This is a genomic window from Dietzia aerolata (assembly GCF_014144865.1).
GTDB classification, from domain to species: Bacteria; Actinomycetota; Actinomycetes; order Mycobacteriales; family Mycobacteriaceae; genus Dietzia; species Dietzia aerolata.
This window is the reverse complement of the sequence record NZ_JAALDM010000222.1, coordinates 1-24,592: the sequence shown is the minus strand read 5'-3', so window position 1 is coordinate 24,592 and position 24,592 is coordinate 1. Positions and strand designations below refer to the sequence as shown.

21 protein-coding genes are annotated in these 24,592 nt (G+C 67.3%); 13 read left to right on the top strand and 8 right to left on the bottom strand.

Translation table 11 applies throughout. The annotated features are described in order from the left end of the window. Nucleotides 1–46: 46 nt before the first annotated feature. Entirely contained in the window at nucleotides 47–1,231 is a 1,185-nt protein-coding gene (locus G6016_RS12720) for a lycopene cyclase family protein (protein WP_182633006.1), read from the bottom strand. A gap of 34 nt (nucleotides 1,232–1,265) precedes the next feature. Here G6016_RS12720 and G6016_RS12715 point away from each other — a divergent pair, with 34 nt between their 5' ends. The 3 genes from G6016_RS12715 (at nucleotide 1,266) to G6016_RS12705 (ending at nucleotide 4,360) form a co-directional block, all read left to right on the top strand. After that, nucleotides 1,266–2,048, top strand: a complete 783-nt coding sequence (locus G6016_RS12715) for a thioesterase family protein (protein WP_182633005.1) — start codon at nucleotides 1,266–1,268, stop codon at nucleotides 2,046–2,048. A gap of 167 nt (nucleotides 2,049–2,215) precedes the next feature. Beyond that, complete coding sequence (locus G6016_RS12710) at nucleotides 2,216–3,847, top strand: ATP-binding cassette domain-containing protein (protein ID WP_182633004.1); 1,632 nt, start codon at nucleotides 2,216–2,218, stop codon at nucleotides 3,845–3,847. 165 nt (nucleotides 3,848–4,012) lie between these two features. Beyond that, nucleotides 4,013–4,360: a hypothetical protein gene (locus G6016_RS12705; protein WP_182633003.1), complete on the top strand. Its 348-nt coding sequence runs from the start codon at nucleotides 4,013–4,015 to the stop codon at nucleotides 4,358–4,360. Nucleotides 4,361–4,395: 35 nt separating this feature from the next. Here the strand turns inward: G6016_RS12705 and G6016_RS12700 are convergent, their stop codons facing one another. Both G6016_RS12700 and G6016_RS12695 read right to left on the bottom strand, forming a co-directional pair. After that, complete coding sequence (locus G6016_RS12700) at nucleotides 4,396–5,568, bottom strand: alpha/beta fold hydrolase (protein ID WP_338403604.1); 1,173 nt, start codon at nucleotides 5,566–5,568, stop codon at nucleotides 4,396–4,398. A 14-nt stretch (nucleotides 5,569–5,582) separates the two neighbouring features. Beyond that, nucleotides 5,583–6,824: an ATP-grasp domain-containing protein gene (locus G6016_RS12695; RefSeq protein ID WP_338403603.1), complete on the bottom strand. Its 1,242-nt coding sequence runs from the start codon at nucleotides 6,822–6,824 to the stop codon at nucleotides 5,583–5,585. A gap of 68 nt (nucleotides 6,825–6,892) precedes the next feature. Between G6016_RS12695 and G6016_RS12690 the strand changes: the two genes are divergently transcribed. Beyond that, nucleotides 6,893–7,612 (top strand): hypothetical protein, encoded by a 720-nt coding sequence (locus G6016_RS12690; RefSeq protein ID WP_182633002.1) that lies wholly within the window; start codon nucleotides 6,893–6,895, stop codon nucleotides 7,610–7,612. A gap of 10 nt (nucleotides 7,613–7,622) precedes the next feature. Here the strand turns inward: G6016_RS12690 and G6016_RS12685 are convergent, their stop codons facing one another. From G6016_RS12685 to G6016_RS12675, 3 genes are all read right to left on the bottom strand, one after another. After that, nucleotides 7,623–9,221: a pyridoxal phosphate-dependent decarboxylase family protein gene (locus G6016_RS12685; protein ID WP_182633001.1), complete on the bottom strand. Its 1,599-nt coding sequence runs from the start codon at nucleotides 9,219–9,221 to the stop codon at nucleotides 7,623–7,625. Further along, nucleotides 9,218–10,591 (bottom strand): MFS transporter, encoded by a 1,374-nt coding sequence (locus G6016_RS12680; protein WP_182633000.1) that lies wholly within the window; start codon nucleotides 10,589–10,591, stop codon nucleotides 9,218–9,220. The genes G6016_RS12685 and G6016_RS12680 overlap by 4 nt, the downstream gene beginning before the upstream one ends. 155 nt (nucleotides 10,592–10,746) lie before the next feature. Next, entirely contained in the window at nucleotides 10,747–11,589 is an 843-nt protein-coding gene (locus tag G6016_RS12675) for an aldo/keto reductase (RefSeq protein WP_182632999.1), read from the bottom strand. Nucleotides 11,590–11,716: 127 nt separating this feature from the next. Between G6016_RS12675 and G6016_RS12670 the strand changes: the two genes are divergently transcribed. After that, a complete protein-coding gene (locus G6016_RS12670; protein WP_182632998.1) occupies nucleotides 11,717–12,418 on the top strand; it encodes a hypothetical protein in 702 nt (233 codons plus the stop codon). Between the two features lie 75 nt (nucleotides 12,419–12,493). On the opposite strand, the gene G6016_RS12665 is transcribed toward G6016_RS12670, so the two are convergent. Both G6016_RS12665 and acnA read right to left on the bottom strand, forming a co-directional pair. Then, nucleotides 12,494–13,057: a TetR/AcrR family transcriptional regulator gene (locus G6016_RS12665; RefSeq protein ID WP_182632997.1), complete on the bottom strand. Its 564-nt coding sequence runs from the start codon at nucleotides 13,055–13,057 to the stop codon at nucleotides 12,494–12,496. A gap of 94 nt (nucleotides 13,058–13,151) precedes the next feature. Further along, on the bottom strand, nucleotides 13,152–15,956 hold the full coding sequence (acnA, locus tag G6016_RS12660; RefSeq protein WP_182632996.1) for an aconitate hydratase AcnA: 2,805 nt from the start codon (nucleotides 15,954–15,956) through the stop codon (nucleotides 13,152–13,154). A 243-nt stretch (nucleotides 15,957–16,199) separates the two neighbouring features. On the opposite strand from acnA, the gene G6016_RS12655 reads away from it, so the two are divergent. The 8 genes from G6016_RS12655 to G6016_RS12620 all read left to right on the top strand — a co-directional run bounded on the left by G6016_RS12655 (nucleotide 16,200) and on the right by G6016_RS12620 (nucleotide 24,573). Beyond that, a complete protein-coding gene (locus tag G6016_RS12655; protein WP_187354565.1) occupies nucleotides 16,200–16,742 on the top strand; it encodes an Rv1476 family membrane protein in 543 nt (180 codons plus the stop codon). 470 nt (nucleotides 16,743–17,212) lie between these two features. Continuing rightward, nucleotides 17,213–18,670 carry an NlpC/P60 family protein gene (locus G6016_RS12650; protein ID WP_182632995.1) on the top strand — a complete coding sequence of 486 codons (1,458 nt, stop codon included), beginning with the start codon at nucleotides 17,213–17,215 and terminating at the stop codon, nucleotides 18,668–18,670. 202 nt (nucleotides 18,671–18,872) lie between these two features. Then, nucleotides 18,873–19,931 carry an AAA family ATPase gene (locus tag G6016_RS12645; protein ID WP_380024183.1) on the top strand — a complete coding sequence of 353 codons (1,059 nt, stop codon included), beginning with the start codon at nucleotides 18,873–18,875 and terminating at the stop codon, nucleotides 19,929–19,931. Next, nucleotides 19,928–20,905, top strand: a complete 978-nt coding sequence (locus tag G6016_RS12640; protein ID WP_182632994.1) for a DUF58 domain-containing protein — start codon at nucleotides 19,928–19,930, stop codon at nucleotides 20,903–20,905. The genes G6016_RS12645 and G6016_RS12640 overlap by 4 nt, the downstream gene beginning before the upstream one ends. Further along, on the top strand, nucleotides 20,902–21,882 hold the full coding sequence (locus G6016_RS12635) for a VWA domain-containing protein (RefSeq protein ID WP_182632993.1): 981 nt from the start codon (nucleotides 20,902–20,904) through the stop codon (nucleotides 21,880–21,882). The genes G6016_RS12640 and G6016_RS12635 overlap by 4 nt, the downstream gene beginning before the upstream one ends. 67 nt (nucleotides 21,883–21,949) lie before the next feature. Continuing rightward, a complete protein-coding gene (gene fabG1, locus G6016_RS12630) occupies nucleotides 21,950–22,681 on the top strand; it encodes a 3-oxoacyl-ACP reductase FabG1 (protein ID WP_182632992.1) in 732 nt (243 codons plus the stop codon). A gap of 1 nt (nucleotide 22,682) precedes the next feature. After that, a complete protein-coding gene (inhA, locus tag G6016_RS12625; protein ID WP_182632991.1) occupies nucleotides 22,683–23,528 on the top strand; it encodes an NADH-dependent enoyl-ACP reductase InhA in 846 nt (281 codons plus the stop codon). Nucleotide 23,529: 1 nt separating this feature from the next. Then, nucleotides 23,530–24,573, top strand: coding sequence for a ferrochelatase (locus G6016_RS12620; protein ID WP_182632990.1), 1,044 nt, complete (start codon nucleotides 23,530–23,532; stop codon nucleotides 24,571–24,573). Nucleotides 24,574–24,592: the final 19 nt, after the last annotated feature.

Below are 24,592 nucleotides of genomic sequence, written 5' to 3'. Positions count from 1 at the left end.
GTCTGACCGGACTCACGGTCTGATCGGGCGCACGGTCTGATCGGACTCACGAGCTCCCCGTCCGATTGATAGCACCCCGGCCGGCATGGTCGCGCGGATCCTTGGCCAGGACCGCCGCCACCATGCCGGCCTTGTGCTTTGCCGGCATGGAGGACCACATGGCCAGCATCGCACCACCGACCTGGTACGACGGGCTCGCGGAGTCGAGGAACCACCGCTGCTGACGCGCCTCGAGCCGGCCGAACGCGGCGAACAATGCGCGCAGCGTCTCGTCCTCCGCACGCAGCAGCGCGCGCAACCCCACCGAATGCAGGCCGGAACTCAACGGCGACCGAGGAGCGGGAAGCGGTCTACCCGACTCCAGCGCCACCACTGCCGCCGGGACGGACTCGAGCATCGCCGCGACCGAATACCCCGTCGCCGCATGCCCGTGGCCGCCAGCGGTGCCGAACGCCGCGACCCGCGGATTCGACGCACTCCGGAACCTCGGCAGCAACGGGATTCGGACATGCTCCACCGCGAGCGCCGAATCGATGGCCTCCTGCGCCACACCCCGGCGACGCAACCTCGACCGCAGCCGTCTGGCCAGGCTGTCCGGAGTCGGCGCCGGCCACCCCGCCAGGCAGGTCTCCTCGAGGAGGACTCTGTCCGGCCCCAGAGGAATCGCGTACAGGAAGGTGGGGCCGACGTCGTCGTCGTCGTGGTCTTCACGCCAGTCCATGAACAGTGCCGATTCGCCACCCAGGGCGGGCACCGCGGCGCCGGATTCAACGACGATCCCGTAGGCGGTCTGCACCGGGCCTCGATTGCGGTGACCACCGGCCCCCCGACAATCGACGACACGGTGCGCCCGGGAGGTCAGGGCGAGCACCGCGGCGTCATCGAGCGCGGCGCGCTCCACGGTCACCCCGGCTCCGAGCGGTAACGCCGCCCGCAACTCGCCGGTATCCACCACCGCGTACTCGCGCGGCAGGACCGTTCGCTCGGGCGCGAACAGGGTCGGCCCGTGGACGCGGTGCGCCAGCACATCGGTGCCGCAGGCGTCCTCGTGCAGCCACGGCGGCACCTGGTCGGACCACAGCGACAACGTCTGGCTCCACTCGGCCTCTGGCGCAGGATCGACCGCGAGCACCGACAGTCCCGCGGCAGCACTGCGCGACGCCAATGCCCGGCCCGCAGGGCCCAGGCCCACGACAGCGACGTCGAACAACCCGCCATCCGTAGCATCCATGGGGATTGACCCTACCGCCGTCCGAAGGAGCACCATGACCGGATCGTTCTACCGCCAGCTCGACGAGAGCCGATTCGAGTCGACACATCTGACGGCCGGGCCGTGGTCGGCCGAATCGCAGCACGCCGGGCCGCCGAGCGCGTTGCTCGTTCGGGCGTTGGAGCAGTTCGCCCCGGCTCCCGACGTGCGGCTGGCAAGGCTGTCCGTGGACGTGCTCGGCCCTGTGCCCATCGAGCCCCTGGACATCGAGGTGCACCGAATCCGGCCCGGGCGCAGCGTGGAACTGCTCGAGGCGACCGCCACCGTCGACGGGCGGACCGCACTGGTCGCGCGGGGCTGGCGCATGCGGCGAACCCCCGACGATTTCCCGACCGTCGGCGAGCACGCGGGGCCGCCGGTCCCGGACGAGCGGAACCGGGGCGAAATGATGACCTACGCCCACCAAGACGGCTACCTGTCCGTCGTGGACTTCTCCTTCATCTCCGGTAGCGGCGACGAGCTCGGGCCGGCGCAGGCGTGGGGGCGCTCCCGCGCCGCGCTCGTCGAGGGGGAGACAATGACCGGGTGGCAGCACGCCGTCACCGTGGCCGATTCCGCCAGCGGGGTGGCGATGGCCAGCGATCCGCTCACCACCCCCGCGATCAACTGCGACCTCGTGGTGTCGCTGCACCGCGATCCCCAGCCCGGCTGGGTGCACCTGGACAGCGAGACGATCGGTGAGCCCGGGCAGGGGGTCCTCACCGACACTCTCATCTCCGATGATCGTGGGCGGCTCGGCCGGAGCGTGCAGAACCTCTACGGGCGTCGAGTGGGGTGATCCGGGACCGCGGGGACTGATCGGGCACCGCGGGGGTTCCGGCGACGGGAGACCCCGGTCACCGGACTCGTCACCCGGGACGGCCCGCCGGTAGAGTTGCTGGTCGGCCCGAAAACCCCATGCTCCTGGGGGACGACCATCCGAGAACGAACGAGGTACCCGCGCACGTGATCACGATCGACGACCTGGAGGTGCGCGCCGGCGTGCGCACCCTGCTCCACATGGACGGGTCCTCGTTGCGGGTCCAGCCCGGCGACCGGATCGGCCTGGTGGGACGTAACGGCGCGGGTAAGACGACGACGATGAGGATCCTGGCCGGTGAGGGTGAGCCCTACGCCGGGGCCGTCACGAGGTCCGGCGAGCTGGGGTACCTGCCGCAGGACCCGCGCGAGGGCAACATGGACCAGCTTGCCCGGTCGCGCGTCCTGTCCGCCCGCGGCCTGGACGTCCTCATGGCGGACATGGCCACGGCGCAGGCCCAGATGACCGACGCTCCGGACGATGCCGCGATGGACAAGGCCGTGCGTCGGTACGGGCGGCTCGAGGATGAGTTCTCCGCCCGCGGTGGCTACGAGGCCGAGAGTGAGGCCGCCCGGATCTGCAGCAGCCTGGGGCTCGAGGACCGGATTCTCACCCAGAATCTCGGGACCCTGTCCGGTGGTCAGCGTCGACGCGTGGAGTTGGCGCGGATCCTGTTCGCTGCGTCCGACGGCGCCGGCAAGTCGCGGACGATGCTGCTCCTCGACGAGCCGACCAACCACCTCGACGCCGACTCCATCACCTGGCTGCGCCAGTTCCTGGAGAAGCACGAGGGCGGATTGATCATCATCTCCCACGATGTCGAGCTGCTCGAGGCCGTGGTGAACAAGGTGTGGTTCCTCGACGCCGTGCGGGGTGAGATCGACGCCTACAACATGGGGTGGCAGAAGTACCTCGACGCGCGGGCCACCGACGAGGCCCGGCGTAGGCGCGAGCGCGCCAATGCCGAGAAGAAGGCGTCCGCGCTCAAGGCACAGGCCGCCAAGCTCGGTGCCAAGGCCACCAAGGCCGCGGCCGCCAAGCAGATGGTGCGGCGCGCCGATGCGATGATGAACGAGCTCGACGAGGTGCGCGTGGCCGACAAGGTCGCACACATCAAGTTCCCCACCCCGGCCGCGTGCGGTAAAACGCCGCTGTTCGCCAAGGGTCTGACCAAGATGTACGGCTCGCTCGAGGTGTTCGCCGGGGTCGACCTGGCGATCGACAAGGGCAGCCGCGTGGTGGTGCTGGGCTACAACGGCGCGGGTAAGACGACCCTGCTCAAACTGCTCGCCGGGGTGGAGCGCACGGATGGCGAAGGCGGTGTGGTCTCCGGTCATGGTCTGAAGGTCGGCTACTTCGCGCAGGAGCACGACACCCTCGACATGGACGCCTCGGTGTGGGAGAACATCCGCCACGCCGCGCCGGACGCGGGGGAGCAGGACCTGCGCGGGCTACTGGGGGCGTTCATGTTCTCGGGCCCGCAGCTCGAGCAGCCCACCGGCACGCTGTCCGGTGGTGAACGAACCCGTCTGGCCTTGGCCGGGCTGGTGTCCTCGGCCGCAAACGTTCTGCTCCTCGATGAGCCGACGAACAACCTCGATCCGATCTCGCGCGAGCAGGTTCTCGACGCACTGCGTACCTACGAGGGCGCGGTGGTGTTGGTGACACACGATCCGGGCGCCGTCGAGGCCCTAGAGCCGGAGCGGGTCATCATCCTGCCCGATGGCACCGAGGACTTGTGGAGCCAGGAGTACATGGAGATCGTCGAACTGGCGTGAGCCTGCGAACGCCAGGTCGCGCATGTGGCCGTCGAACTCGCGTAGCCGAGCGCAGCGAGGGCACGCGATGTTCGGATGAGCGGTGTTCACACTTACCGTGCCTGAATCTCTGGTTAGCAGACCCTTAGTCGCGGTGGTCGGGTGTTCGCCTGAGACCATGGCGCCATGGATATCGCCATCAAGATCGTCCTCGTCCTGCACTTCATCGGTCTCGCCGGGATCATCGGCGGTTGGATCGCCACCGTCAAGGCGCCCGCGGTAAACAAGGCCATCCTTCACGGCTCCATCCTCCAGGTGGTCACCGGACTTCTCCTCGTCGGACTCCAGGAGATGAACGACGGCGAGGTGAACCACATGAAGATCGGCATCAAGCTGGTGATCGCGATCATCATCCTGGTTCTCGCGATCGTCGGCACCAAGAAGGAGTCGAAGGCGCCCGGCACCACCGGAAACCTGGCTCTGGCGGCGGGGCTGCTGGCGATCGTCAACGTCATCATCGCGGTCTTCGTCTGACCCACCCCATACCTGGTTTCGGCCCGGGTCACCTCTTACCAGTTCGGTGGGAGGCGACCCGGGCTGATCTGTCCCAGTCGCACCAGTGCTGCGAGGTGGTCGGGGACGCGCGCGGCAAGGCCTCGGCGCGGGAGTCGGTCTAGGTCATTCTCTCTGCTGGGAAGGAGGTCGTGGCTTCCGGACGCCAGCGCGGACGCGGCCACGAGAAGCGCTTCCGGGTGCGACTCCAGCGCGCTGTGCCCGTTGGTGATGCGCACGAGAGTTGCATCGGGGGCAGCCGCTGCGACCCGCTCGGCGATCGCGGGCGGTGTGCGTAGATCTCTGCTCCCGCTGAGTAGCACCATGGGCCAGTCGAATTTCGCCGCAGCGCGGTGCAGATCCGTGGGCTCGGCGACGAAATTGGGGAAGCGCCGCGCAAGGGGGGCGTAGGTGAGTGCGGGGTCCAGGGGGAGCCCGTCGGGCCGGCCGCCGTATCCGAGTTCACGGAAGCCGATCACGCCGGCGAGTTCGAACTCGTAGACCCCCGGCACCGACATGAGCGATTCGCCCCGGGTCGCGTATGCCTCCATCAGTCGCCAGGCCAGCGTTCCGCGGCCGCCTACCCGGGCCCGCACCAGGGGAGCTGTGAGTTCAGCGCCCCCGAGTTCATAGGCTGCGCGCACCACGTCGAGGAGGATCCGCTCGTCCACGCCGTCCCGGTAGAGCTGTCTGACGTCGGCGGCGAGTGCTGTGTCCGCCTCCCAGAACAAAGAGCGCACGGCGTGACGTTCGAGGTCCCCGTCCTCGGCCGACTGCAGTGCCGAGTCCAGCAGCATCCCGGCCACCCGCCCGGAATGTCGGGCCCCGAAGGTGGCGGCTAGGTAGCTGCCGTAGGACGACCCGACGAAAAGGGCGGTCTCCACCGATTCGTGGTCGAGCACGGCCGCGATATCGTCCACGACCTCGCTGATCCACATCGCGGACGGCGGCAGGTCACGGCTGTGGATGTCGGTCCGTGACCTACCCACCCCGCGGTGCTCGATCATGATCACGTCATGACCGAGCCGGGCGGCCCGTCGACGGAAGCCGATGTAGGGCACGACCGATGCGAGGCCCGGCCCGCCGGGGATCACGACGAGCGGTGGAGAACTGGTCCGTGGACCTGTGCGGACGTAGGTCAGATCGAACTCGGGGCAATCCCCGCCGGAGGGGCGGCGGAGTCGGTTCACTCCCGGCCCGATCGTCAGATCCTCTGTTCGTGGACATCCTCGAGTACGGCGGCATCCTCAGCGGTCATCCCATTGATCGGCTCGCCGTTCCACACGATGTCATCGCCGAGTGCTTCGAGGATCGCCACGTGCTTGCCGCGACTGAGTTTGGCCCCGTGGACCAGGGTCGCCGGGCTCCACATCATCGCGAAGGAGTCGTGCCAGCCGGACCCGACGTTCTTCACGTGTGTCAGGTCATGGAGAGTGGTGGGCAGGTGCTTGAGCGGCTCGGCAAAGGCATCGGCGAGGACCGCGACGCTGATCTGTCTCTCGACGCCGGGCTCCACCACGAACGGCTCGGCATTGGCCCCGGTCAAGGCCTGCTCGAGCTGTTCCGCCTCGAGCAGGATCACACCGTTGGTGGGACGCGGGTTGCACTCGATCGCATACAGCTGACCGTCGTTGTCCACGAAGTCGAACGAGAGCTGCCCGGTGAAGGTGGGGTCCAAGGCGTCGATGATGCGCTGGGTGTAGTCGAGGGTGTCGGTGCTGTCCACGGCTAGGAAGGCGATACCGGTGCTGTGCGCCCACTGTTCGGGTGCACAGTAGGTGCACTGCGAGGTCACTCTGCCGTTGACGACGGTGCTGTAGGTGCAGACCATCGGGCCATCGACGAAAGGCTGGACCAACCAGGGTTGGTCCTCGGTGGGATGGCAGTCCTCGACCGCCATCTTCCCGGCCAGGGGTCCGGTATTGGTCAGCAGTGCGACTCCTCCGCGCGAGAACGCGGCCCGCGCGAAGTACCTGGGGTACTTGTCGATCGCGGCGCGCAGCGATTCCTCGTCGGTGGCGACGATCGTCTCGGGGATCGGAACACCGGCCTTCTCCACCAGACGCTGGAAGCTCGCCTTGTCGTGCAGTTGCGCCAGCTTCGCGAACGGACCGGCGAACAGCGTGACGGTGTCGGGCAGGTCGGCCCGTCGCGCCGAAAGGTAGAAGGCTTCCTCGAAGGTGGGGATGATGAGGTCGATGTCGTACTTCGCGATGATCGTGTTCACGTCCGCGATGAACTGATCGGTGTCGTAGCGTGGTGAGGCGGTGACCGCGTGACCGGCCAGGTACTTGGAGTGATTGCCGGACGAGCCCGCGTAAGTGTCCGCGGCCACGACCGTGTGTCCGAGACTCCCGAGCTTGCGAATGATGTCCAGGGCGAAGGTGTTCCTGGAACTGGTGACGAGTACGCGCACTACCGTCCTCTCGAGGGGGGTGATAAGCACATGCTAACCGTGCACGTGTGGTCTGACCCACACCTTGAGACACTCCACCCCCGAGGAGGCCACTACAGATGACGAGTGTGGTCGCGGTGTTCGCCGCCCTACCCACCCTGATCGGCCTGGGGTTGGCCCTGGGGATGAATCCGGTGCTCTACGGTTCCACGGCCGACACCCTTGCGCGGGGCGTGAACGTCACGTCCAGGCTCACCGCGTTGTCGGCCGGGATGATGACCGGGGCGACTGTGTTGGTGGTCGTCGTGCACGGGTTCAATCCGGCGAATCTGGTCGCGCGGGTGCAGCATCGCGCTGACGCCGTGGTCGAGGACCGGATCATCGATCTGGTGGTGGGCATCGTTCTGCTGGTGGTGGCCGGGGCGTTCGCGGTGTGGTCACGCTCGGCTCCGCGGGCGCCGGCCGGTCCCGAGCCAGCCCCGGCGGACGGCGACGAGGCGGGGGAGTCCAAGTCGCGGACCGGGCTGTACGTCCTGGGTGCCACGTCGACGGTCGTGGGTTTCACGACACTGCCGATCGCCTATCTCACCGGCCGGACCGTCGAGTCGGCCAGTGGTGATGTCGTGTTCATGGCGGTCCTCTACGCCGTCTTCCTCGCGGCGCTGGTCGCGCCGTTCGTGCTCCTGGCGTGGGTGTGGTCCAGGTTCCCCGCGACAACGCAGAAGGTCACCGCACTGTACGACCGCGCTCTGGCGTGGGATTCCAGGGTGGTGGCGAGCGCGGTGATGATGGTAATCGGCGTGCTCTCGCTCGTCCTCGCCGCGATCGGCTTCCGCTGATCCACGGCCGTCACACCTCGGTGACGGCCGCGAGGTAGGCCCGCACGAGCCGGGCGCCGACCGCGTCGGGCAACGCCTCGATCGCTGCGATCAGTGACGCCATTCCTGTCGCCTCACCGGGCTCGTGGTCGCCGCCGAGGACGCCTGTAACCATGGTGTGGATGTCGTCCTCGGGCAGGGCCAGGATGTCGTCGGGGGTGAGGGTCCCGGCGGCCAGTGCGTCCAGGACGTCGGAGAACCCGGCCGGTGGGCGGGGCGCGGGCAGGCCGCGGACCTCGTCCGCGGCGTCGGTCGCGACGCGGAGGATCTCGTCGACCATGGTGTGTGTCACCGGGGTGACGGTCAGATGGGACGACGACGACAACGCGGACCGCCCGGCTTGACCGTATGCAGGTTGTGCCTGCACGGCTATCCCTCGTCGTCCGCAGGCATCGGCCCACCGGTGTGGGTGCACCCGCTGTTCACGAGGGGCGTGCTCGTCCACCGCCACCGCGATGAGCGGCCCAGGATCACGATCCAGGAGTGTCATTCCTTCGATTGCGGACAGTCCCTCGACGAGTGCCTGGGTCGCCCCGGCCGTTCGGCTGACGAGTTCACGCTGGCCGTCCTCGCCAAGCGCTTCCAGTACCACCCATGCCGCGGCTGCGGGTTCGAGCGGTTTGGATCCGGCGAGGGTGGGGTTGACCACGGGATAGCCGGGCCAGTCGACGGTGGCGAACCACGCGGCACGATGTCGTGTCCGCCCCCGGGAGAGCAGCACCGACGTCCCCTTGGGCGCGAACCCGTACTTGTGCAGGTCGGCCGAGATGCTGGTGACCCTGGCCACGCGCAGATCCCACTCCGGCATCGTCGGCCCGGCGGGAGTGTCCGGCCAGAAGGGCAGTACCAATCCACCCAGGCAGGCATCCACGTGCAGGCCGATTCGCGGGTCGTGCCCCGCCTCGAGTCCCGCCGCTACCTCGGCGACCGGGTCGATCACCCCGGTCGGGTAGGACGGTGCAGAGCACACCACCAGGACGGTGTTCTCATCGACCGCGGCGAGGAGGTCGGCTGCGGCCACCCGACCTGTGACCGGATCCACCTCGACACCGTCGAACCGCAGGCCGAGCAGGTGCGCGGCTTTGCGGAACGCGGCATGCGCGCTCACCGGTGCGACGATCGTCCCACCGTCGCCGGGGGAGCGGCCACGGACTTCCCGTGCGGCGAGGCACGCCAGGATGCAGCTCTCCGTTCCGCCGGAGGTGACGCTGCCGAATACGTCGCCGTCTACCGCGGTTCCGGCGTCGACACCGGCCACGGCTTGGGCCCCAACTCCAGCGCTGGCACCGGCACCGGCACCGGCACCGAGGATCGATCGGGTCCGGGAGATGATCCCTCCGTGGATCTGCGCCACTGAGGCGAACACCGTCGGGTCCAGTCCGTTCACACCGTGGGCGAGACGAGCCGCCCGCATGGCGAGCTGGTCGAGTTCGGACAATCCGGAGTCGTACACGTACGACAGGACTCTCCCTCCGGTGGTGGGTGGATCTGCCTCCCGCATCGCCGCGAGCCTCGCCAGGGCGTGCTCCCCGCGGTCGAGAATCCGCGTCGTCAGTGGATCGACTGTCATGTTCTCTCCGTCCATCGGGGATAGGAAGCACCCAGGCCGCGCACCACGAGCAGGCTCGCCCCGGCCAGCAACGCCGGCACCAATGAGAACGCGAGGACGATCGCCCATACCGCCGAGCCGGGCTGGTCGGAAACCCCGCCGGAGCGGAACCCGCCGATGGCCAACAGAGCGAGGACCACCACCGGGCCGAGGGCCATCGCGCCGGTCTCCGAGGCCGTCCACAATCCGCTCATCGCGCCACTTCGTCGTCGTCCCCCGACAACCCGGTCGAGGTCTGTCGTGTCAGGCAGCATCGACATCGGTAGAGCCTGCATTCCCGCATAGGCGACGCCCGCCATCGCAACGGGGATATGCACCCACGCCCCGGGCGCGACTCCGGCGGGGATCAGCAGCAGTGCCGCGACCGTGAACAGGGTGGTGGCGGCCGCGAGCGCCCTCACCTTCCCCTGCGTGTGCGCCAGCCGGGTCCACAGTGGCATCACCACCAGTGCCGGGCCGACCAACGCCAGGAACAGACCGGTCAGCGCGGCCTCGTTCCTCAGAACATAGGTCGCGACGTACTGGCCTCCGGCAAGCATCACCGCGGTCGCCACCGCCTGGAGACAGAAAACCAGCACCAGCAGTCGGAAGGGGCGGGTCACGCGCAGTGCGTCGATGCCGTCGCGATACTGGTCGAGAAGACTCCCGACCGGGGCATCGGCCCGCAGGATCGTTCGACGCCCGGCAATGTAGGTGGACCACAGCATCCCGACGAGCATCAGCGCCGCGACACCTACCGCCATCACCACATAGCCGCGGGCTCCGCCACCCGCAGCGTCTCGCAGGGCGGGCCCGCCGCCACCGGAGACGAGGATCGCCGCGGCCAATACGGCCACTCTCCAGGCCAGCAGCGTCACACGGCGATCGGCATTGTCGGTGAGTTCGGCAGGCAGGGCCAGATATGGCACCTGGAAGCACGAGTACGCCAGGGACGCCGCCAGGAAGAAGCCCATGACCCAGATTCCGGCTGCGCCGGTGCTCCAGTCCGTGGGCGCAGAGAAAGTGGCGACGAACAGCAGCGGTAGCGCCAGCGCACCGAGAAGCATCAACCCGGTTCGGTATCCGGTGCGATGGGAGGCACGGTCGGACAGGGCGCCGATGAGCGGATAGGCGAGGACGTCGATCACCTTGGGGACCAGCACCAGGATCGACGCGAGCGCTGCGGTGACCCCGATCGAATCGGTCAGGTAGTAGGCGAGCACCAGGCCCGGGAGTGTGCCGAACGCACCCGTTCCCAGACTGCCCGCCGCATACGAGGCCAACACGGGCGCAGTCGTAGAGCGGTCGGGTGTCGCGTGATCGGACCCATCCGCCGCATCGATGGTGGACATGGCCAGACTCTAGGTCCCCTCGGACCAGGAAGGTCGTGCGTTCACCTTATTTCGCCCGGACCCGGTCCACTTGGCAGACACCGGCTCGACTGCCTGGCCGCGACACGGTGATCGTGGACGGCGTCGACCTTCGTCCCGCAGACACGACGCAGGATTCACCCGCGTCGATCGAACAGATCCGGATCCGGGCCGGAGCGGGTTCCGTCATGCAGAGCAGAGATCGCGGCCATCTGTTCGTCGGTCAACTCGAAATCGAATACCTCGAGGTTGTCGCGCATGCGTGCCGGTTTGGACGACTTGGGAAAAACGATGTCGCCGCGCTGCACAGTCCAGCGAAGAACGACCTGTGACACCGTCCGCCCGATCTGATCCGCCAGTGCAATTAATTGTGGATCGTCGAACACCTTCCCCTGGGCGAGGGGGCTCCATGCCTCGACGGCGATGCCCTTGTCGTTGCAGTTACTGCGAAGGTCGTCGTTGACGAAGTAGGGGTTCGATTCGATCTGGTTCACAACGGGGGTCGGCCCGCCGGCCTCGGCAAGCCGATCGAGATTCGCTGCGGTGAAGTTCGACACTCCGATGGACCCCACTTCCATTTCAGCGTGAATTTCTTCCATGACCGCCCAGACGCGGGCGACATCTGCGTACATCGCCAGCGGCCAGTGGACGAGGTAGAGGTCGATCCGCCCACCCAGCGCCGCAAGGGAACGCTCAGTAGCCGCCAGTGCGGCATCGCGGTCGTGAAACGTGTTGTTGAGTTTCGTCGTCACCCAGAGTTCGTCGCCGGGGATACCTGACGAGGCGATGGCTCGGCCCACGCCTTCTTCGTTTCCGTACATCTGCGCGGTGTCCAGATGGCGGTAGCCAGCTTCGAGCGCGTCTGAGACGACCCTTTCGGCATCTTCCGGCGGGACGCGAAACGTGCCGAATCCGAGCTGCGGTATCACTCGACCGTCGGACAGGGAGACAGCTGGAACCTGTGGTGCTGGAGAAGTCATGTGGCCAACCTACTCGGACCAAATCATGCGTTCGGGCGACAGCGGATTCCCACACTGTCTTCATACGATCGAATGTGAACAATTGTTTCGGCCGACTAGTCCGTAGAGGGGAACGAGGTCACTCAACATGAAGAAGATGAAGATCATCGCAGCAAGGACCATCGCGGTCGGCGCGGCGTCCGCCCTGGCGCTCACCATGGTCGGTGCTCCGGCACAGGCTCAGGACGAAGAAGGTATTTCACTCGATACGAGCATGACGCTGCTCGACACGAGCGTTGAACTGCAGGGAGGGGACGGCAATCTAGGCAACATCGCCGCTCTACTCGGAAGCCTCTCGGGGGTGGCCGAGGGCGACATGACAGCGACGCAGATGGTCGACGCGATGTCCAGTGGACTGGACAACGGAGCGTTCGCGGTGATCGCAGGCATCCCGGGGGGTATGCACGATTTCGTTCAGACGTGTCTTCGCGCAATCGCGGGCGAGGCCACCATCGAGGATGTCTGGCGTCAGTTCAATGCGATTGGTGCGCCCCTCGAGCACTGCAATGAGACCAGTGACGCTGGCGGATATGGCGGGGTTCATCGTCGAATCGAGCTAGGACGACCCGGGCCCACTTTCTTCCGTTTGCGGTATGAGACATACCGCATTCCGGACACCATCACCGTCCGCTACGAGGGACGGGAAATCTTCGCCGATCACTATCGGAGCACCCACGGTGACAAGTGGGTGGACATCCACGTACCGCCGGGGGCCTCCACCGCGGTTCAGGTCGAAGTCGTGGCCAACGAACCAGGCACTGAATGGAACTTCACCGTCCACTGCCCCTAACGGAAACAGCCGGGTAACGGCTACCGGTCACAGAGACATCCGGGCCCATCTCGCAGAGATGGGCCCGGAATGCATTTACGCGGTGCGTAGCGATGCCTCCACCAGATCGAGCATCGCATTGACGTGTTCGGTACCGCGTCCGGTGGCCAGGTGCGTGATGAGTCCGTCCAGGACGATGTTCAGGTACACGCGGAGGACATCTTCTGGGATATCGGTCCGCATGCGACCAGACTCCTGCTGCTCTCGTACACGCGCGATCACGGCCTCGTCGAGTTCGGTCTGTCGATCAGTCCACCGCTCACGGAACGCTGGATCCGTTCGGATCCGACGAGCGATCTCCAGTCGGGTTCCGAGCCAGGAGAACTCCTGTGGATCCGCGAGGATCTCCCGCATCACCTGCACGAGACCTTGTTCGGAGACGGTCTGCGCCATCGCAGCGGCGTCCTCGTGTGCCAACGCCAGGAAAAGCGCATCCTTGTCGTCGAAGTGGTGGAAGATCGCGCCGCGACTCAGACCGGTTGCTTCCTCGAGCCTACGAACAGTTGCGCCCTCGAAGCCGTACTCGGCAAAGCAGTCACGTGTCCCCGTGAGAATTTGGTAGCGCCGGGCATCCATGTGGTCTTGGCTGACCCTGGGCATCCGTCAACCCTTTCGTCCGGATACACCTCGGCGGTGCGCGGTTGCCCCGCAGGGAGCAGGGGAACCGCACACCGCCGTCGATGTGATTAGGGGATCAGCCCTTGATCATGTTGCGCAGCACGAACTGCAGGATGCCGTCGTTGCGGTAGTAGTCCGCCTCGCCGGGGGTATCGATACGCACGGTGGCATCGAACTCCACGGTGCCACCGTCCTGCTTGGTGGCGACGACCTTGACCGTCTTCGGGGTGGTGCCGTTGTTGAGCTCCTCGATACCGGTGATATCGAAGGACTCGGTCCCGTCCAGACCGAGGGTCTCGTGGGACTCGCCCTCGGGGAACTGCAGCGGGATGACGCCCATGCCGATGAGGTTGGAGCGGTGGATGCGCTCAAACGACTCGGCGATGACGGCCTTGACACCCAGCAGTCGGGTGCCCTTGGCGGCCCAGTCACGCGAGGAGCCGGTGCCGTACTCCTTGCCAGCGATGACGACGAGCGGCGTGTTCTGCGCAGCGTAGTTCTGCGCGGCGTCGTAGATGAACGCCTGCGGTGCACCCTCCTGGGTGAAGTCGCGGGTGTAGCCGCCCGACACACCGTCCAGCAACTGGTTCTGCAGGCGGATGTTGGCGAACGTACCGCGGATCATCACCTCGTGGTTGCCGCGACGCGAGCCGAACGAGTTGTAGTCCTTGCGCTCCACACCGTTGGCGTCGAGGTACTGCGCCGCCGGGGTGCCCGGCTTGATGGTCGAGGCCGGCGAGATGTGGTCGGTGGTGACCGAGTCACCGAGCTTGGCCAGGACGCGGGCGCCCTTGACGTCGGCGACCGGGGCCGGCTCCATCTCCATGCCGTCGAAGTACGGCGCCTTGCGCACGTAGGTGGACTTGTCGTCCCACTCGAACGTCTTGCCGTCCGGGGTGCTCAGACCACGCCAGCGGTCGTCACCGGCGAACACGTCGGCATACTTCTCCTTGTACTCCTTGGAGGAGATGGAGGCCTTGATCGTGGACTCGATCTCCTCGCCGGAGGGCCAGATGTCCTTGAGGAAGACGTCGTTGCCGTCCTGGTCCTGGCCGAGCGCGTCGTTCTCGAAGTCGAAGTCCATCGTGCCGGCGATCGCGTAGGCGATGACCAGCGGCGGGGACGCCAGGTAGTTCATCTTGACGTCCTGGTTGATCCGGCCCTCGAAGTTGCGGTTACCGGACAGCACCGCGGTGGCGGTGAGGTCGTACTCCTGGATGGCGGAGGAGATCTCCTCCGGCAGCGGACCGGAGTTGCCGATGCACGTGGTGCAGCCGTAGCCCACGAGGTAGAAGCCGAGGGCCTCCAGGTCCGGCCACAGGCCGGCGCGCTCGTAGTACTCGGTGACGACCTGCGAGCCCGGGGCCATGGAGGTCTTGACCCACGGCTTGGCCTTGAGTCCCTTCTCCGCGGCCTTACGGGCGAGCAGACCCGCGCCGATCATGACCGACGGGTTGGACGTGTTCGTGCAGGAGGTGATCGAGGCGATCGTCACGATGCCGTGGTCGAGGATCATGCCTTCGCCGCGCGACTCGACCGCGACTGGCAGGGACGGGCGGCCCTCGGCACTGGCGGAGGCGTCGGCGACAATCGCACCCTCCTCGGCGAAGGCGAGCTTCGCACCATGCGGCACCGGCGGGGTGGCGCCACCCTCGGCGACCATGTCGCGAACGCCGTCGTCGCCGCTGCCGTTGTGGACGTAGTTGTGGATGTCCTTACGGAAGGCGCTCTTGGCGTCGGCGAGCTCGATGCGATCCTGCGGACGCTTGGGGCCGGCGATCGACGGGACGACGTCACCGAGGTCCAACTCGAGGTACTCGGAGAAGCTCGGCTCGGGGCCCTCCGGGTCGAGCCACATCCCCTGCTCCTTGGCGTAGGCCTCGACCAGAGCGAGCTGCTCCTCGTCGCGGCCGGTCAGTCGCAGGTAATCGATGGTCTCGCCATCGATCGGGAACATGGCACAGGTCGAGCCGAACTCGGGGCTCATGTTGCCGATGGTGGCGCGGTTGGCCAGCGGCACGGCGGCGACGCCGGCACCGTAGAACTCGACGAACTTGCCGACCACACCGTGCTGACGAAGCATCTCGGTGATGGTGAGCACGACGTCGGTCGCGGTCACACCCGGCTGGATGGAGCCGGTGAGCTTGAAGCCCACGACGCGCGGGATGAGCATCGAGATGGGCTGGCCGAGCATCGCGGCCTCGGCCTCGATGCCGCCGACGCCCCAGCCGAGCACGCCGAGACCGTTCTCCATGGTGGTGTGCGAGTCGGTACCGACACAGGTGTCGGGGTAGGCCTGACCGTTACGGACCATCACGCTTCGGGCCAGGTACTCGATGTTGACCTGGTGGACGATGCCGGTGCCCGGGGGGACGACCTTGAAGTCGTCGAACGCGCCCTGGCCCCAACGGAGGAACTGGTAACGCTCCTCGTTGCGCTGGTACTCGATCTCGACGTTCTTCTCGAAGGAGTCCGGACCACCGAAGGACTCGATGATGACCGAGTGGTCGATGACCATCTCGGCGGGCGCCAGCGGGTTGACTTTGTTCGGGTCGCCACCGAGGGTCGCGACGGCCTCGCGCATGGTGGCCAGGTCGACAATGCAGGGAACTCCGGTGAAGTCCTGCATGATCACGCGCGCCGGCGTGAACTGGATCTCGGTGTCGGGCTCGGCATTGGGATCCCAGTTGGCCAGGGCGTCGATGTGCGCCTTGGTGACGTTGGCGCCGTCCTCGGTACGGAGCAGGTTCTCCGTGAGGACCTTGAGGGAGTAGGGGAGCTTCTCGGCTCCCTTGACCGCCGAAAGGCGGTAGATCTCGTAAGCCTCGCCGCCGACCTCAAGGGTCCCCTTGGCGCCAAAGCTGTCAATGCTTGCTGTCACGTCAGCTCCACTCGTGGTGTGAATGTCGGTTAGTCATCCCTCCCGAAGTCACCGCGTGTCGTGCTACGGCGACGCCGGGTCGGACACAGAATCCATTGTGGACCCTGTCCCTCGTTTGCGTTCGCCAATTTACCAGTACGTCCGTTCTGTTTAGTATCCGGCACGCCCGAAAGTGGGGATGGGGGAGCCGATCCCGCGCCGTCCGGCGCGTATGTTCCCGGTCGGCGATGACGAGGTGGCACGATGTCCGACGTGGACGCCCCAGATGACTCCGTGACGACGCTCGCCTACCAGGACGAGCCCTTGATGTCGTTGCAACTGGGCGAGGTCCCGACCTGGCTCGACTACCAGGCGGTCGTCGACGACCTGGCGGACGACGGGGTCGCCGCGCCGGAACAGTTCGTCGACGGCCTTCGTTCGGTGGTCTCAGACGCCGCCGACCGTGGACTGGACCTCAAGATCGTCTACACCGAAGCCCCAGCGGCCGTCTATACCGACGCCCGTGATGTCGCCACCCTCCTCAACGAGGAGTACGAGGGCACTATTTTCGTCCGCACGCCGGTGTTCGTGGGCAGCTCCAGCGACACGATCCCGCGCCACCGCCTCGAGGCCGGCCAGGACGACGCCTGGGAAGAATTCGACCCCGTCACCTCCGCCACCGTCTTCGTCAACAAGGTGACGGCTCCCGGTCCGCCGTGGGGCGCATTGACCGCGATCACCCTCGCGCTGGCAGTCGTGGCCGTCGTCGCCTTCATCTTCCTTCTCCGCCGACGCCGACAGGGCTGATTCCCGGGCGATCCGTCCGACCTCACACTCCGCACGCACCGTCGAATCGTGCGTCCACCCCTGAACGTGCGGCACATGCCGCGCTTCCGGCAACGAACGCGGGTCCCCAGACGGCGTCCGGCCGCGATCGCGACACGCCGCCGCTCCTGCGGTAACACAAGTTACAGCAGTGTATTTTGCCTCCCAATGTTTCACATGTGCCATTTGTGACCTACGGTGCTTAAGGAACCAACGGTTCTGTCGTGCAGGATTGAGGCTCTAGTGGCGCAGGGGAAGGCATCACGAGAGTTCCTCCACCGGCTCGGCCACACGGCGCCTTGTCGGCGCCGTGCGAGATGCCGCATCTGGATGCGGTCAGCGGAAGGTGAAACGTGGAGCCCGACCATTCGTCGCGCCGCACCCGTGGGGTGCGCAATCGTAGAAGCCTCGGCCGAGCGCCCGGGCGTGCCGCTCTCGCCGCGGCCATCGTTATGGCCACCGGCTCAGCCGTTGTCCAGGTCCCGATAGCCGCGGCACAGGACACCGCGCAGGTCGCACCAGATGACATCAGCGGCCTCATTCGCGCTGTGGCGGATGCCACCGCCCGCCTCGATGCCAAGCGCGAGGGGATCGCCGTCGCACGGGATGAGGTGAACAAGACTCTCGTCGACCTTCAGTTGGCACGGATCGAACTCGACCGCGCGATCGCCGACGTCGACCGGACCGCCCGGGAACGCCAGCAGGCGGAGACCGACGCGGATTCGGCGCGCGGGACCCTCGAGGACTACTCCCGGCTGCTGCATCGCCAGGGCACCGCCCCGGGTGCCGCGTCGGCGCTCCTCGACCCGGGAGGGCCCGCGGACGCAGGACTCCGCCAGGAATATCTGAAGCGCGCCGCCGCCGACCAACGCAGCGTCGTGGGCGACATGACGGCCGCCGCCGAGGCCGCCACGGACCGGGAGAACGCTGCGCTCGGGGCCCGCGAGACCGCAGAGCAGCGCTACTCGGACGCATCTGCGCGTCGGGATGGTGCCGAAGCCGAGATCGCGACCGTGTCGGCCGAGGTCGCCTCGCTCGAGACTGAAGTCGAGGAGCTCACCCGCGAGTTGCAGGAGCAGAAGACTGCGCTCGCTGCCGCCGGGGCGACCCCGGCAGGTCCGGGTGTGGGTGACGAACCGGAGATCACCGTCGACAACGAGGCGATGCGCTCCGAAGCCGTGCGCGCACTCGCCGATAACCCGGAGGCGGGACAACAGGCGGCCGACATCGCGTCTGCGTTGCCCTCGCACCTCGACCTCGGCGCGATCAGAAACTACACCGGCTCAACGGGCGACGTGACAGACGCGATCGCCGGAAATATCGATGCAGGCAGCGTCGGAGCTGCGGTTGACGCCGGGATCAACGGCGACACCGAAGCGATCATCCAGCAATTCAGCGACGCCATCGCTGCCGCCGATTTCGGCTCGCTGGCCGACGGACCCGCAGCGCCGGCAGCACCGGGCCAGGGTGGGGGCGGCGCCGACTCCGGGACCCCGTCCAACTCGGCAAAGGTCGAGACGGTCGTCAACCGCGCGATCTCGCAGCTCGGCGTGCCGTACGCGTGGGGAGGCGGCGACGCCAACGGTCCGACCAGGGGCATCCGTGACGGCGGTGTGGCCGACAGCTATGGCGACTACAACAAGATCGGCTTCGACTGCTCAGGGCTGATGATCTACGCCTTCGCGGGCATCGGCAAGGCACTTCCGCACTACACGGGCTACCAGTACCAGGAGGGCACCCAAGTGCCGGTCGCCAATCGCAAGCGTGGCGACATGCTGTTCTGGCCGGGTCACGTCGCCCTCTACCTAGGCGACGGCAAAATGGTCGAGGCGCCGCAGTCGGGTGATGTCGTCAAGATCTCGCCCGTGCGGATGGCGGGGATCATGCCGTACGCGGTGCGTCTCGTCTGATTCGCCCGCCCCGATTCCGATGCCCCATCCGATCGACTTCGTACACTCGGGCACCGGGCTCCCGTGCTCGGGTGCCCGACCACCGTCACCGACGGTGGTCGGGCCGGTTTCGTAGGTATCCCGGTACTGTCGTCCCCAGTCCGCCCGAGTACGCCAACGACGGTTGCCCGGGAATCCCGACCACGCGAAGGAGCTCGTCGCGGTGAGCGATCCCCACTCCGCCCCTCTGACCTCTCAGGGCACGCCCGCCGGCACAAGCGCGCCATCCACTGCGGAGGATGCACGACTCCTGGAACGGGCCGTGTACGAGGTCAAGAAGGTCGTCGTGGGCCAGGACCGGCTCATCGAGATGATCCTTGTCGGGCTCCTGTCGCGCGGACACATCCTGCTCGAGGGCGTGCCCGGCGTCGCCAAGACCCTCACGGTCGAGACGTTCGCCAAGGTCGTCGGCGGTAGCTTCCATCGACTCCAGTTCACCCCTGATCTCGTCCCCGCCGACATCGTGGGTACTCGGATCTACCGTCAGGGACGCGAGGAGTTCGAGGTCGAACTCGGGCCCATCCTGGCCAACTTCGTGCTCGCAGACGAGATCAACCGTGCACCGGCCAAGGTCCAGTCGGCACTGCTGGAGGTCATGGCCGAGGGGCATGTGTCGATCGGCGGCCAGACGTTCCCGATGCCGTCGCCATTCCTGGTTATGGCCACACAGAACCCGATCGAGAGTGAAGGCGTCTACCAGCTCCCCGAGGCCCAGCGAGATCGCTTCCTGTTCAAGCTCGTGGTCGACTACCCGAGCCCGGAAGAGGAGCGGGAGATCGTCTACCGGATGGGGTCGACCCCGCCGGAGCCCACGCAGATCCTCGGGGTGGACGCGCTCCAGCGTCTTCAGAGCGCGGTCCGCGAGGTCTTCGTCCACCACGCCCTCGTCGACTACGTCGTGCGCGTGACCGTCGCGACCCGCGAGCCCGCCCGGCACGGTCTGCAGGACGTGGCCACCTGGCTGGCCTACGGCGCCTCGCCGCGCGCCACTCTCGGTACCGTCACCGCGGCGCGCGCCCTGGCTCTCGTCCGGGGGCGCGACTACGTGGTGCCGCAGGATGTCGTCGACGTCCTTCCGTCGGTGCTGCGTCACCGCCTCGTCCTGACCTACGACGCCCTCGCTGACGAGGTCACCGCCGACACCGTGGTCCGCCGGGTCCTCGAGGCGGTCCCGCTGCCGCAGATCAGCGCGGTCCCGGCCCAGGCCGGCCCGTCGCAGTGACCGCTGCGGGGGAGGAGCGGCGCGACGATCCGGTCGACGCACCATCCCGGGCCGCCCTCAACCAACTCGAACTCCTCGTCACCCGCAGGCTCGACGGAGTTCTCAACGGTGACCACCGAGGGCTGCTCCCCGGGCCCGGCACCGAACCCGGGGAGGCCCGGGCGTACGAGCCCGGCGATGACGTCCGCACGATGGACTGGTCCGTCACCGCACGAACGACAGTTCCGCATATCCGGCAGACCATCGCTGACCGTGAACTCGAGACCTGGCTCGTGGTCGACCTGTCCCCATCCCTCGACGTCCAGGGGCGGTACGGGGTCAAGCGCCGGCTGGTGGAAGCAGCGGTCGCGACCGTCGGGTTCCTCTCCGCCAGCGGTGGTAGCCGCGTGGGAATGGTCATCACCGGCAATGGTCGACCCCGGGTGCTACGCGCAACCGGGGGCCGGGACCACGTTCGCAGACTGCTCGAAGAAGTAGCGCATTCCACGTCCGAGGTCGCTCCGGGTGGAGCGCTCGTCGACTGTCTCCGGGCCGTCCGCAACGCCGCCAAACGACACGGCCTCGTCGTGGTGATCTCAGATTTCCTCTCCGAGGTGAACTGGGAACGACCCCTGCGGGTCCTCGGCACCCGCCACGAGTTCCTGGCCGTCCATGTCGCCGACCCGCTCGACATCGCACTGCCCACCGTCGGCGCAGCGCTGCTGCAGGATCCGGCGACGGGCGAGGTCCTCGAGTTGGAGGTCGACGACGCCCTGGCCGCGGACTACCGCCGCGCCGCCGCCGACCACCGCGCGGTGGTCCATACCGCGCTGCGCCGTAGTGGCGCCCCCGTCCTGGCATTGCGCACCGACCGCGACTGGATCCGGGACGTGATCGACTTCGTCGGCGTTCGGCGACAGGGAGGGTTACCCACCGGGGAGAACCTCGAGCGTGACCTGCCCGACGACGACCCGGCCGCGGAGGTGAACCGATGAGCCTGTCCGAATTCCAACACCCGCTGTGGCTTCTCCTGCTCCTGGTGCCGGTGGCGATAGCCGTCGGCTACGTCATCGCCCTGCGGTCCAAGAAGCGGCGGACGGTGCGGTTCGGCAATTTCGGCGTCCTCCGATCAATGGACACCGGGCGCAAGCGTTGGTTCACGCATGTGCCCGCAGTGCTCCTCCTCGTGTCGATGGTCTGCCTCGTGATCGCCCTGGCCGGGCCGCAGAAAGAGCAGAAGGTACCCCGAAACCGGGCCACGGTGATGCTCGTCGTCGACGTGTCTCTCTCCATGGAGGCCACCGACGTCGCACCGTCGCGCCTCGAGGCGGCGCAACAGGCCGCGACGACCTTCGCCAACAACCTCACCCCCGGCGTCAACCTGGGGCTGGTCTCCTACGCCGGCACCGCATCGATGCTCGTGGCACCCACCACCGACCGCGGCCCCGTTGTACGCGCGGTGGACCGGTTGAAACTGGACGAGCGCACCGCCACGGGCGAGGCGATCTACACCGCCACCCAGGCGATCACCACGTTCACCGACAGCCTCGGCGGCCCCGACCAGGCGCCGCCGGCTCGCATCGTCCTGTTGTCGGACGGCAAGGAAACCGTGCCGTCCGACCCGACCGAGGAGCGCGGTGCCTTCACCGCGGCCGAGCGCGCAGCCGAGGCCGGGATACCGGTGTCCACCATCTCGTTCGGAACAACGTACGGCACCGTCGACATCCAGGGCCAGCCTCAGCCGGTGCCGGTCGACGACGCCTCGCTCAAGACGATCGCCGAACTGTCCGGAGGGGACTTCTTCACCGCCTCCAGCCTCGAGGAACTGGACTCGGTCTACCGCACGCTCGAGGAGCAGATCGGCTACGAATGGAAGAAGGCCGACGCCTCCCGTCCGTGGTTGATCATCGGATCCCTCCTGGCGATGCTGGCCGCCGCCGGCTCCCTAGCCGCCCACCGACGCATCCCCTGACGTCGATCGTCGGCGACACCCCACAGGTGTTCTCGGGACCCGCGGGGCCGCTCGCTAGGCTGGGCGCATGTCTTCCGAGAGCAGGCGCGACACCACCCCACGAACAGTCCTCGTCACCGGCGGCAACCGCGGGATCGGCAAGGCTGTCGCCGAACGACTCCTGGCGGACGGACACCGAGTGGCGGTCACCCACCGCGGCTCCGGCGCCCCGGAAGGATTGTTCGGAGTTGTGTGCGACGTCACTGATCCCGAGTCCGTGGACGCGGCATTCGCCGCCGTCGAGGAAGAGTTCGGTCCCGTCGAAGTGGTGGTTTCCAACGCGGGAATCACCGACGACACCCTGCTGATGCGCATGAAAGACGAGCAGTTCACCCGCGTGGTCGAGGCCAACCTCGCCGGGGCGTTCCGGGTAGCCAAGCGCGCGTCACGCGGCATGCTCCGAGCGAAGTTCGGTCGGATGATATTCATCGGATCGGTGGTCGGACAATCGGGCACCGCCGGGCAGATCAACTACGCGTCCTCGAAGGCCGGATTGATCGGTATGGCGAGATCGTTGACCCGCGAACTCGGGTCGCGCAACATCACCTCGAACGTCGTGGCGCCCGGATTCATCGACACCGACATGACGGCAGGGCTCGACGAGAAAACGCAGGAACTGGCGGTGGCGGCCATCCCGCTCGGACGCAAGGGCTCGTCCGCCGACGTGGCCGGGGCCGTGAGCTTCCTCGCCGGTGACGATGCCGGCTACATCTCCGGGGCCGTGATCCCGGTCGACGGCGGAATGGGAATGGGACACTGACATGAACCAGAACAGCACCGACACCACCACGGAATCGACGGGCTCCGGCCTTCTGGCGGGCAAGACGATCCTCATCACCGGTGTCATCACCGACGCCTCGATCGCCTTCCACATCGCCAAGCATTGCCAGCTCCACGGGGCGAAGGTCATCCTCACCGCGTTCGGCCGACCCTCACTGGTCAAGGCGATCGCCAAGCGTCTGCCCGAGCGTCCGCCGGTGATCGAACTCGACGTCCAGAGCGAGGAAGACCTCGCAGCACTGGCCGACCGGGTGCGTGAGCACACGGATTCGCTGGACGGCGTCGTCCATTCGATCGGCTTCGCCCCGCCGAGCTGCCTCGGCGACCCCTTCCTCGATGCACCGTGGAAGGACGTCGCGGTGGCGTTGGAGGTCTCCGCCTACTCGTACGCCTCGCTCGCCAAGGCCGCCCGGCCGCTGCTGAACGAGGGTGCCTCGATCATCGGGCTGGATTTCGACCCCCGGTTCTCGATGCCGTTCTACAACTGGATGTCGGTGGCCAAGAACGCCCTCGAGTCGGTCAACCGCTACGTGGCGCGGGAGCTCGGCCCGGACCAGGTGCGGTCCAATCTCATCGCGGCCGGACCGATCAAGACGCTGGCCGCCAAGGCGATCGCCGGCGACGCCCTCGGCCCCGGTGGTGAGCTCGATCAGATGCAGGCCGAATGGGATCGCCGCGCTCCGCTCGGCTGGGACGTCGACGACCCGACGTCGGTGGCGACCACCGCGGTGGCACTGCTCTCGGATCTCATGACCGCCACCACCGGCACCGTGATCTACGCAGACGGTGGCGCCGGCACGGTGTCCTTCAGCGAACAGGGGAGCTGACGTGTCCGACCAGACTTCCACCGACAGCCCGGTGGATGCACTTCTGGTGCTGTCCTTCGGCGGACCCGAGGGGCAGGAGGACGTTATCCCGTTCCTGGAGAACGTCACCCGTGGTCGGGGCATCCCGAGGGAGCGGCTGGAGGAGGTCGCGACCCATTACCGCCACCTCGGTGGCCGCAGTCCCATCAACGACCTCAACCGCGAGATAATCGCCAACGTCAGAGCAGAGCTGGCCGGGCGTGGTCGCGATCTGCCCGTGTACTTCGGCAACCGGAACTGGACGCCGATGGCCGAGGACACCGTGCGTCAGATGGTGGCCGACGGCGTCCGCACCGCGGCCGTCTTCGCCACCTCGGCCTGGGGCGGCTACTCGGGCTGTGCGCAGTACAACGAGGACATCGCGCGCGTCCGGGATCAGGTCGCCGACGCACCGGCGATGCTGCGCCTGCGCCAGTTCTATGACCACCCGTTGTTCGTGGAGCGCTTCGCCGCCGACCTACGTACGGCGGTCGACGCCGCCGCTCCGGGTGCCCGGGTGGTCTTCACCGCGCATTCCGTCCCCGACGCCGCTGATGCGGCAGCCGGTCCACCCGACCTCGGCGGGCACCTCTACAGCCGTCAAGTGCATGAGGCGTCGCGTCTCGTCGCCGAGGCCGCCGGTGTGGGGGACTACGACGTGGTGTGGCAGTCGCGTTCGGGTCCGCCGAGTGTGCCGTGGCTCGAACCCGATGTCGTGGACCATGTCAGCGCCCTCGCAGAGGAACGGGGCATCACCGATGTCGTCGTAGTCCCCATTGGTTTTATCTCCGACCACGTCGAGGTGATCTGGGACCTCGACACCGAGCTGGTGGACGAGGTCCGCGAGCTCGGAGTGACCGTGACCAGGTGCGCGACGCCCGGCCCCAGCGCGGAGTTCGCGCGGATGGTCGTGGACTTGATCGAGGAGATCGAGACAGGCACCGCGCAGCCACGACCCGGGGCGGTGCCGGCGCTCGGCCGCACCCGCGACGGCGAGCGCTGCGGCGTCGGCTGCTGTTCCCGCTGACCGGCGGGTGGGTGTTCGG

Coding starts and splice junctions, on each gene's coding strand:
- G6016_RS12720 (WP_182633006.1), bottom strand. CDS start 1,231: ATGGATGCTACGGATGGCGGGTTGTTCGACGTCGCTGTCGTGGGCCTG.
- G6016_RS12715 (WP_182633005.1), top strand. CDS start 1,266: ATGACCGGATCGTTCTACCGCCAGCTCGACGAGAGCCGATTCGAGTCG.
- G6016_RS12705 (WP_182633003.1), top strand. CDS start 4,013: ATGGATATCGCCATCAAGATCGTCCTCGTCCTGCACTTCATCGGTCTC.
- G6016_RS12690 (WP_182633002.1), top strand. CDS start 6,893: ATGACGAGTGTGGTCGCGGTGTTCGCCGCCCTACCCACCCTGATCGGC.
- G6016_RS12685 (WP_182633001.1), bottom strand. CDS start 9,221: ATGACAGTCGATCCACTGACGACGCGGATTCTCGACCGCGGGGAGCAC.
- G6016_RS12680 (WP_182633000.1), bottom strand. CDS start 10,591: ATGTCCACCATCGATGCGGCGGATGGGTCCGATCACGCGACACCCGAC.
- G6016_RS12675 (WP_182632999.1), bottom strand. CDS start 11,589: ATGACTTCTCCAGCACCACAGGTTCCAGCTGTCTCCCTGTCCGACGGT.
- G6016_RS12670 (WP_182632998.1), top strand. CDS start 11,717: ATGAAGAAGATGAAGATCATCGCAGCAAGGACCATCGCGGTCGGCGCG.
- G6016_RS12665 (WP_182632997.1), bottom strand. CDS start 13,057: ATGCCCAGGGTCAGCCAAGACCACATGGATGCCCGGCGCTACCAAATT.
- G6016_RS12655 (WP_187354565.1), top strand. CDS start 16,200: ATGTCCGACGTGGACGCCCCAGATGACTCCGTGACGACGCTCGCCTAC.
- G6016_RS12650 (WP_182632995.1), top strand. CDS start 17,213: ATGGCCACCGGCTCAGCCGTTGTCCAGGTCCCGATAGCCGCGGCACAG.
- G6016_RS12635 (WP_182632993.1), top strand. CDS start 20,902: ATGAGCCTGTCCGAATTCCAACACCCGCTGTGGCTTCTCCTGCTCCTG.
- fabG1 (WP_182632992.1), top strand. CDS start 21,950: ATGTCTTCCGAGAGCAGGCGCGACACCACCCCACGAACAGTCCTCGTC.
- inhA (WP_182632991.1), top strand. CDS start 22,683: ATGAACCAGAACAGCACCGACACCACCACGGAATCGACGGGCTCCGGC.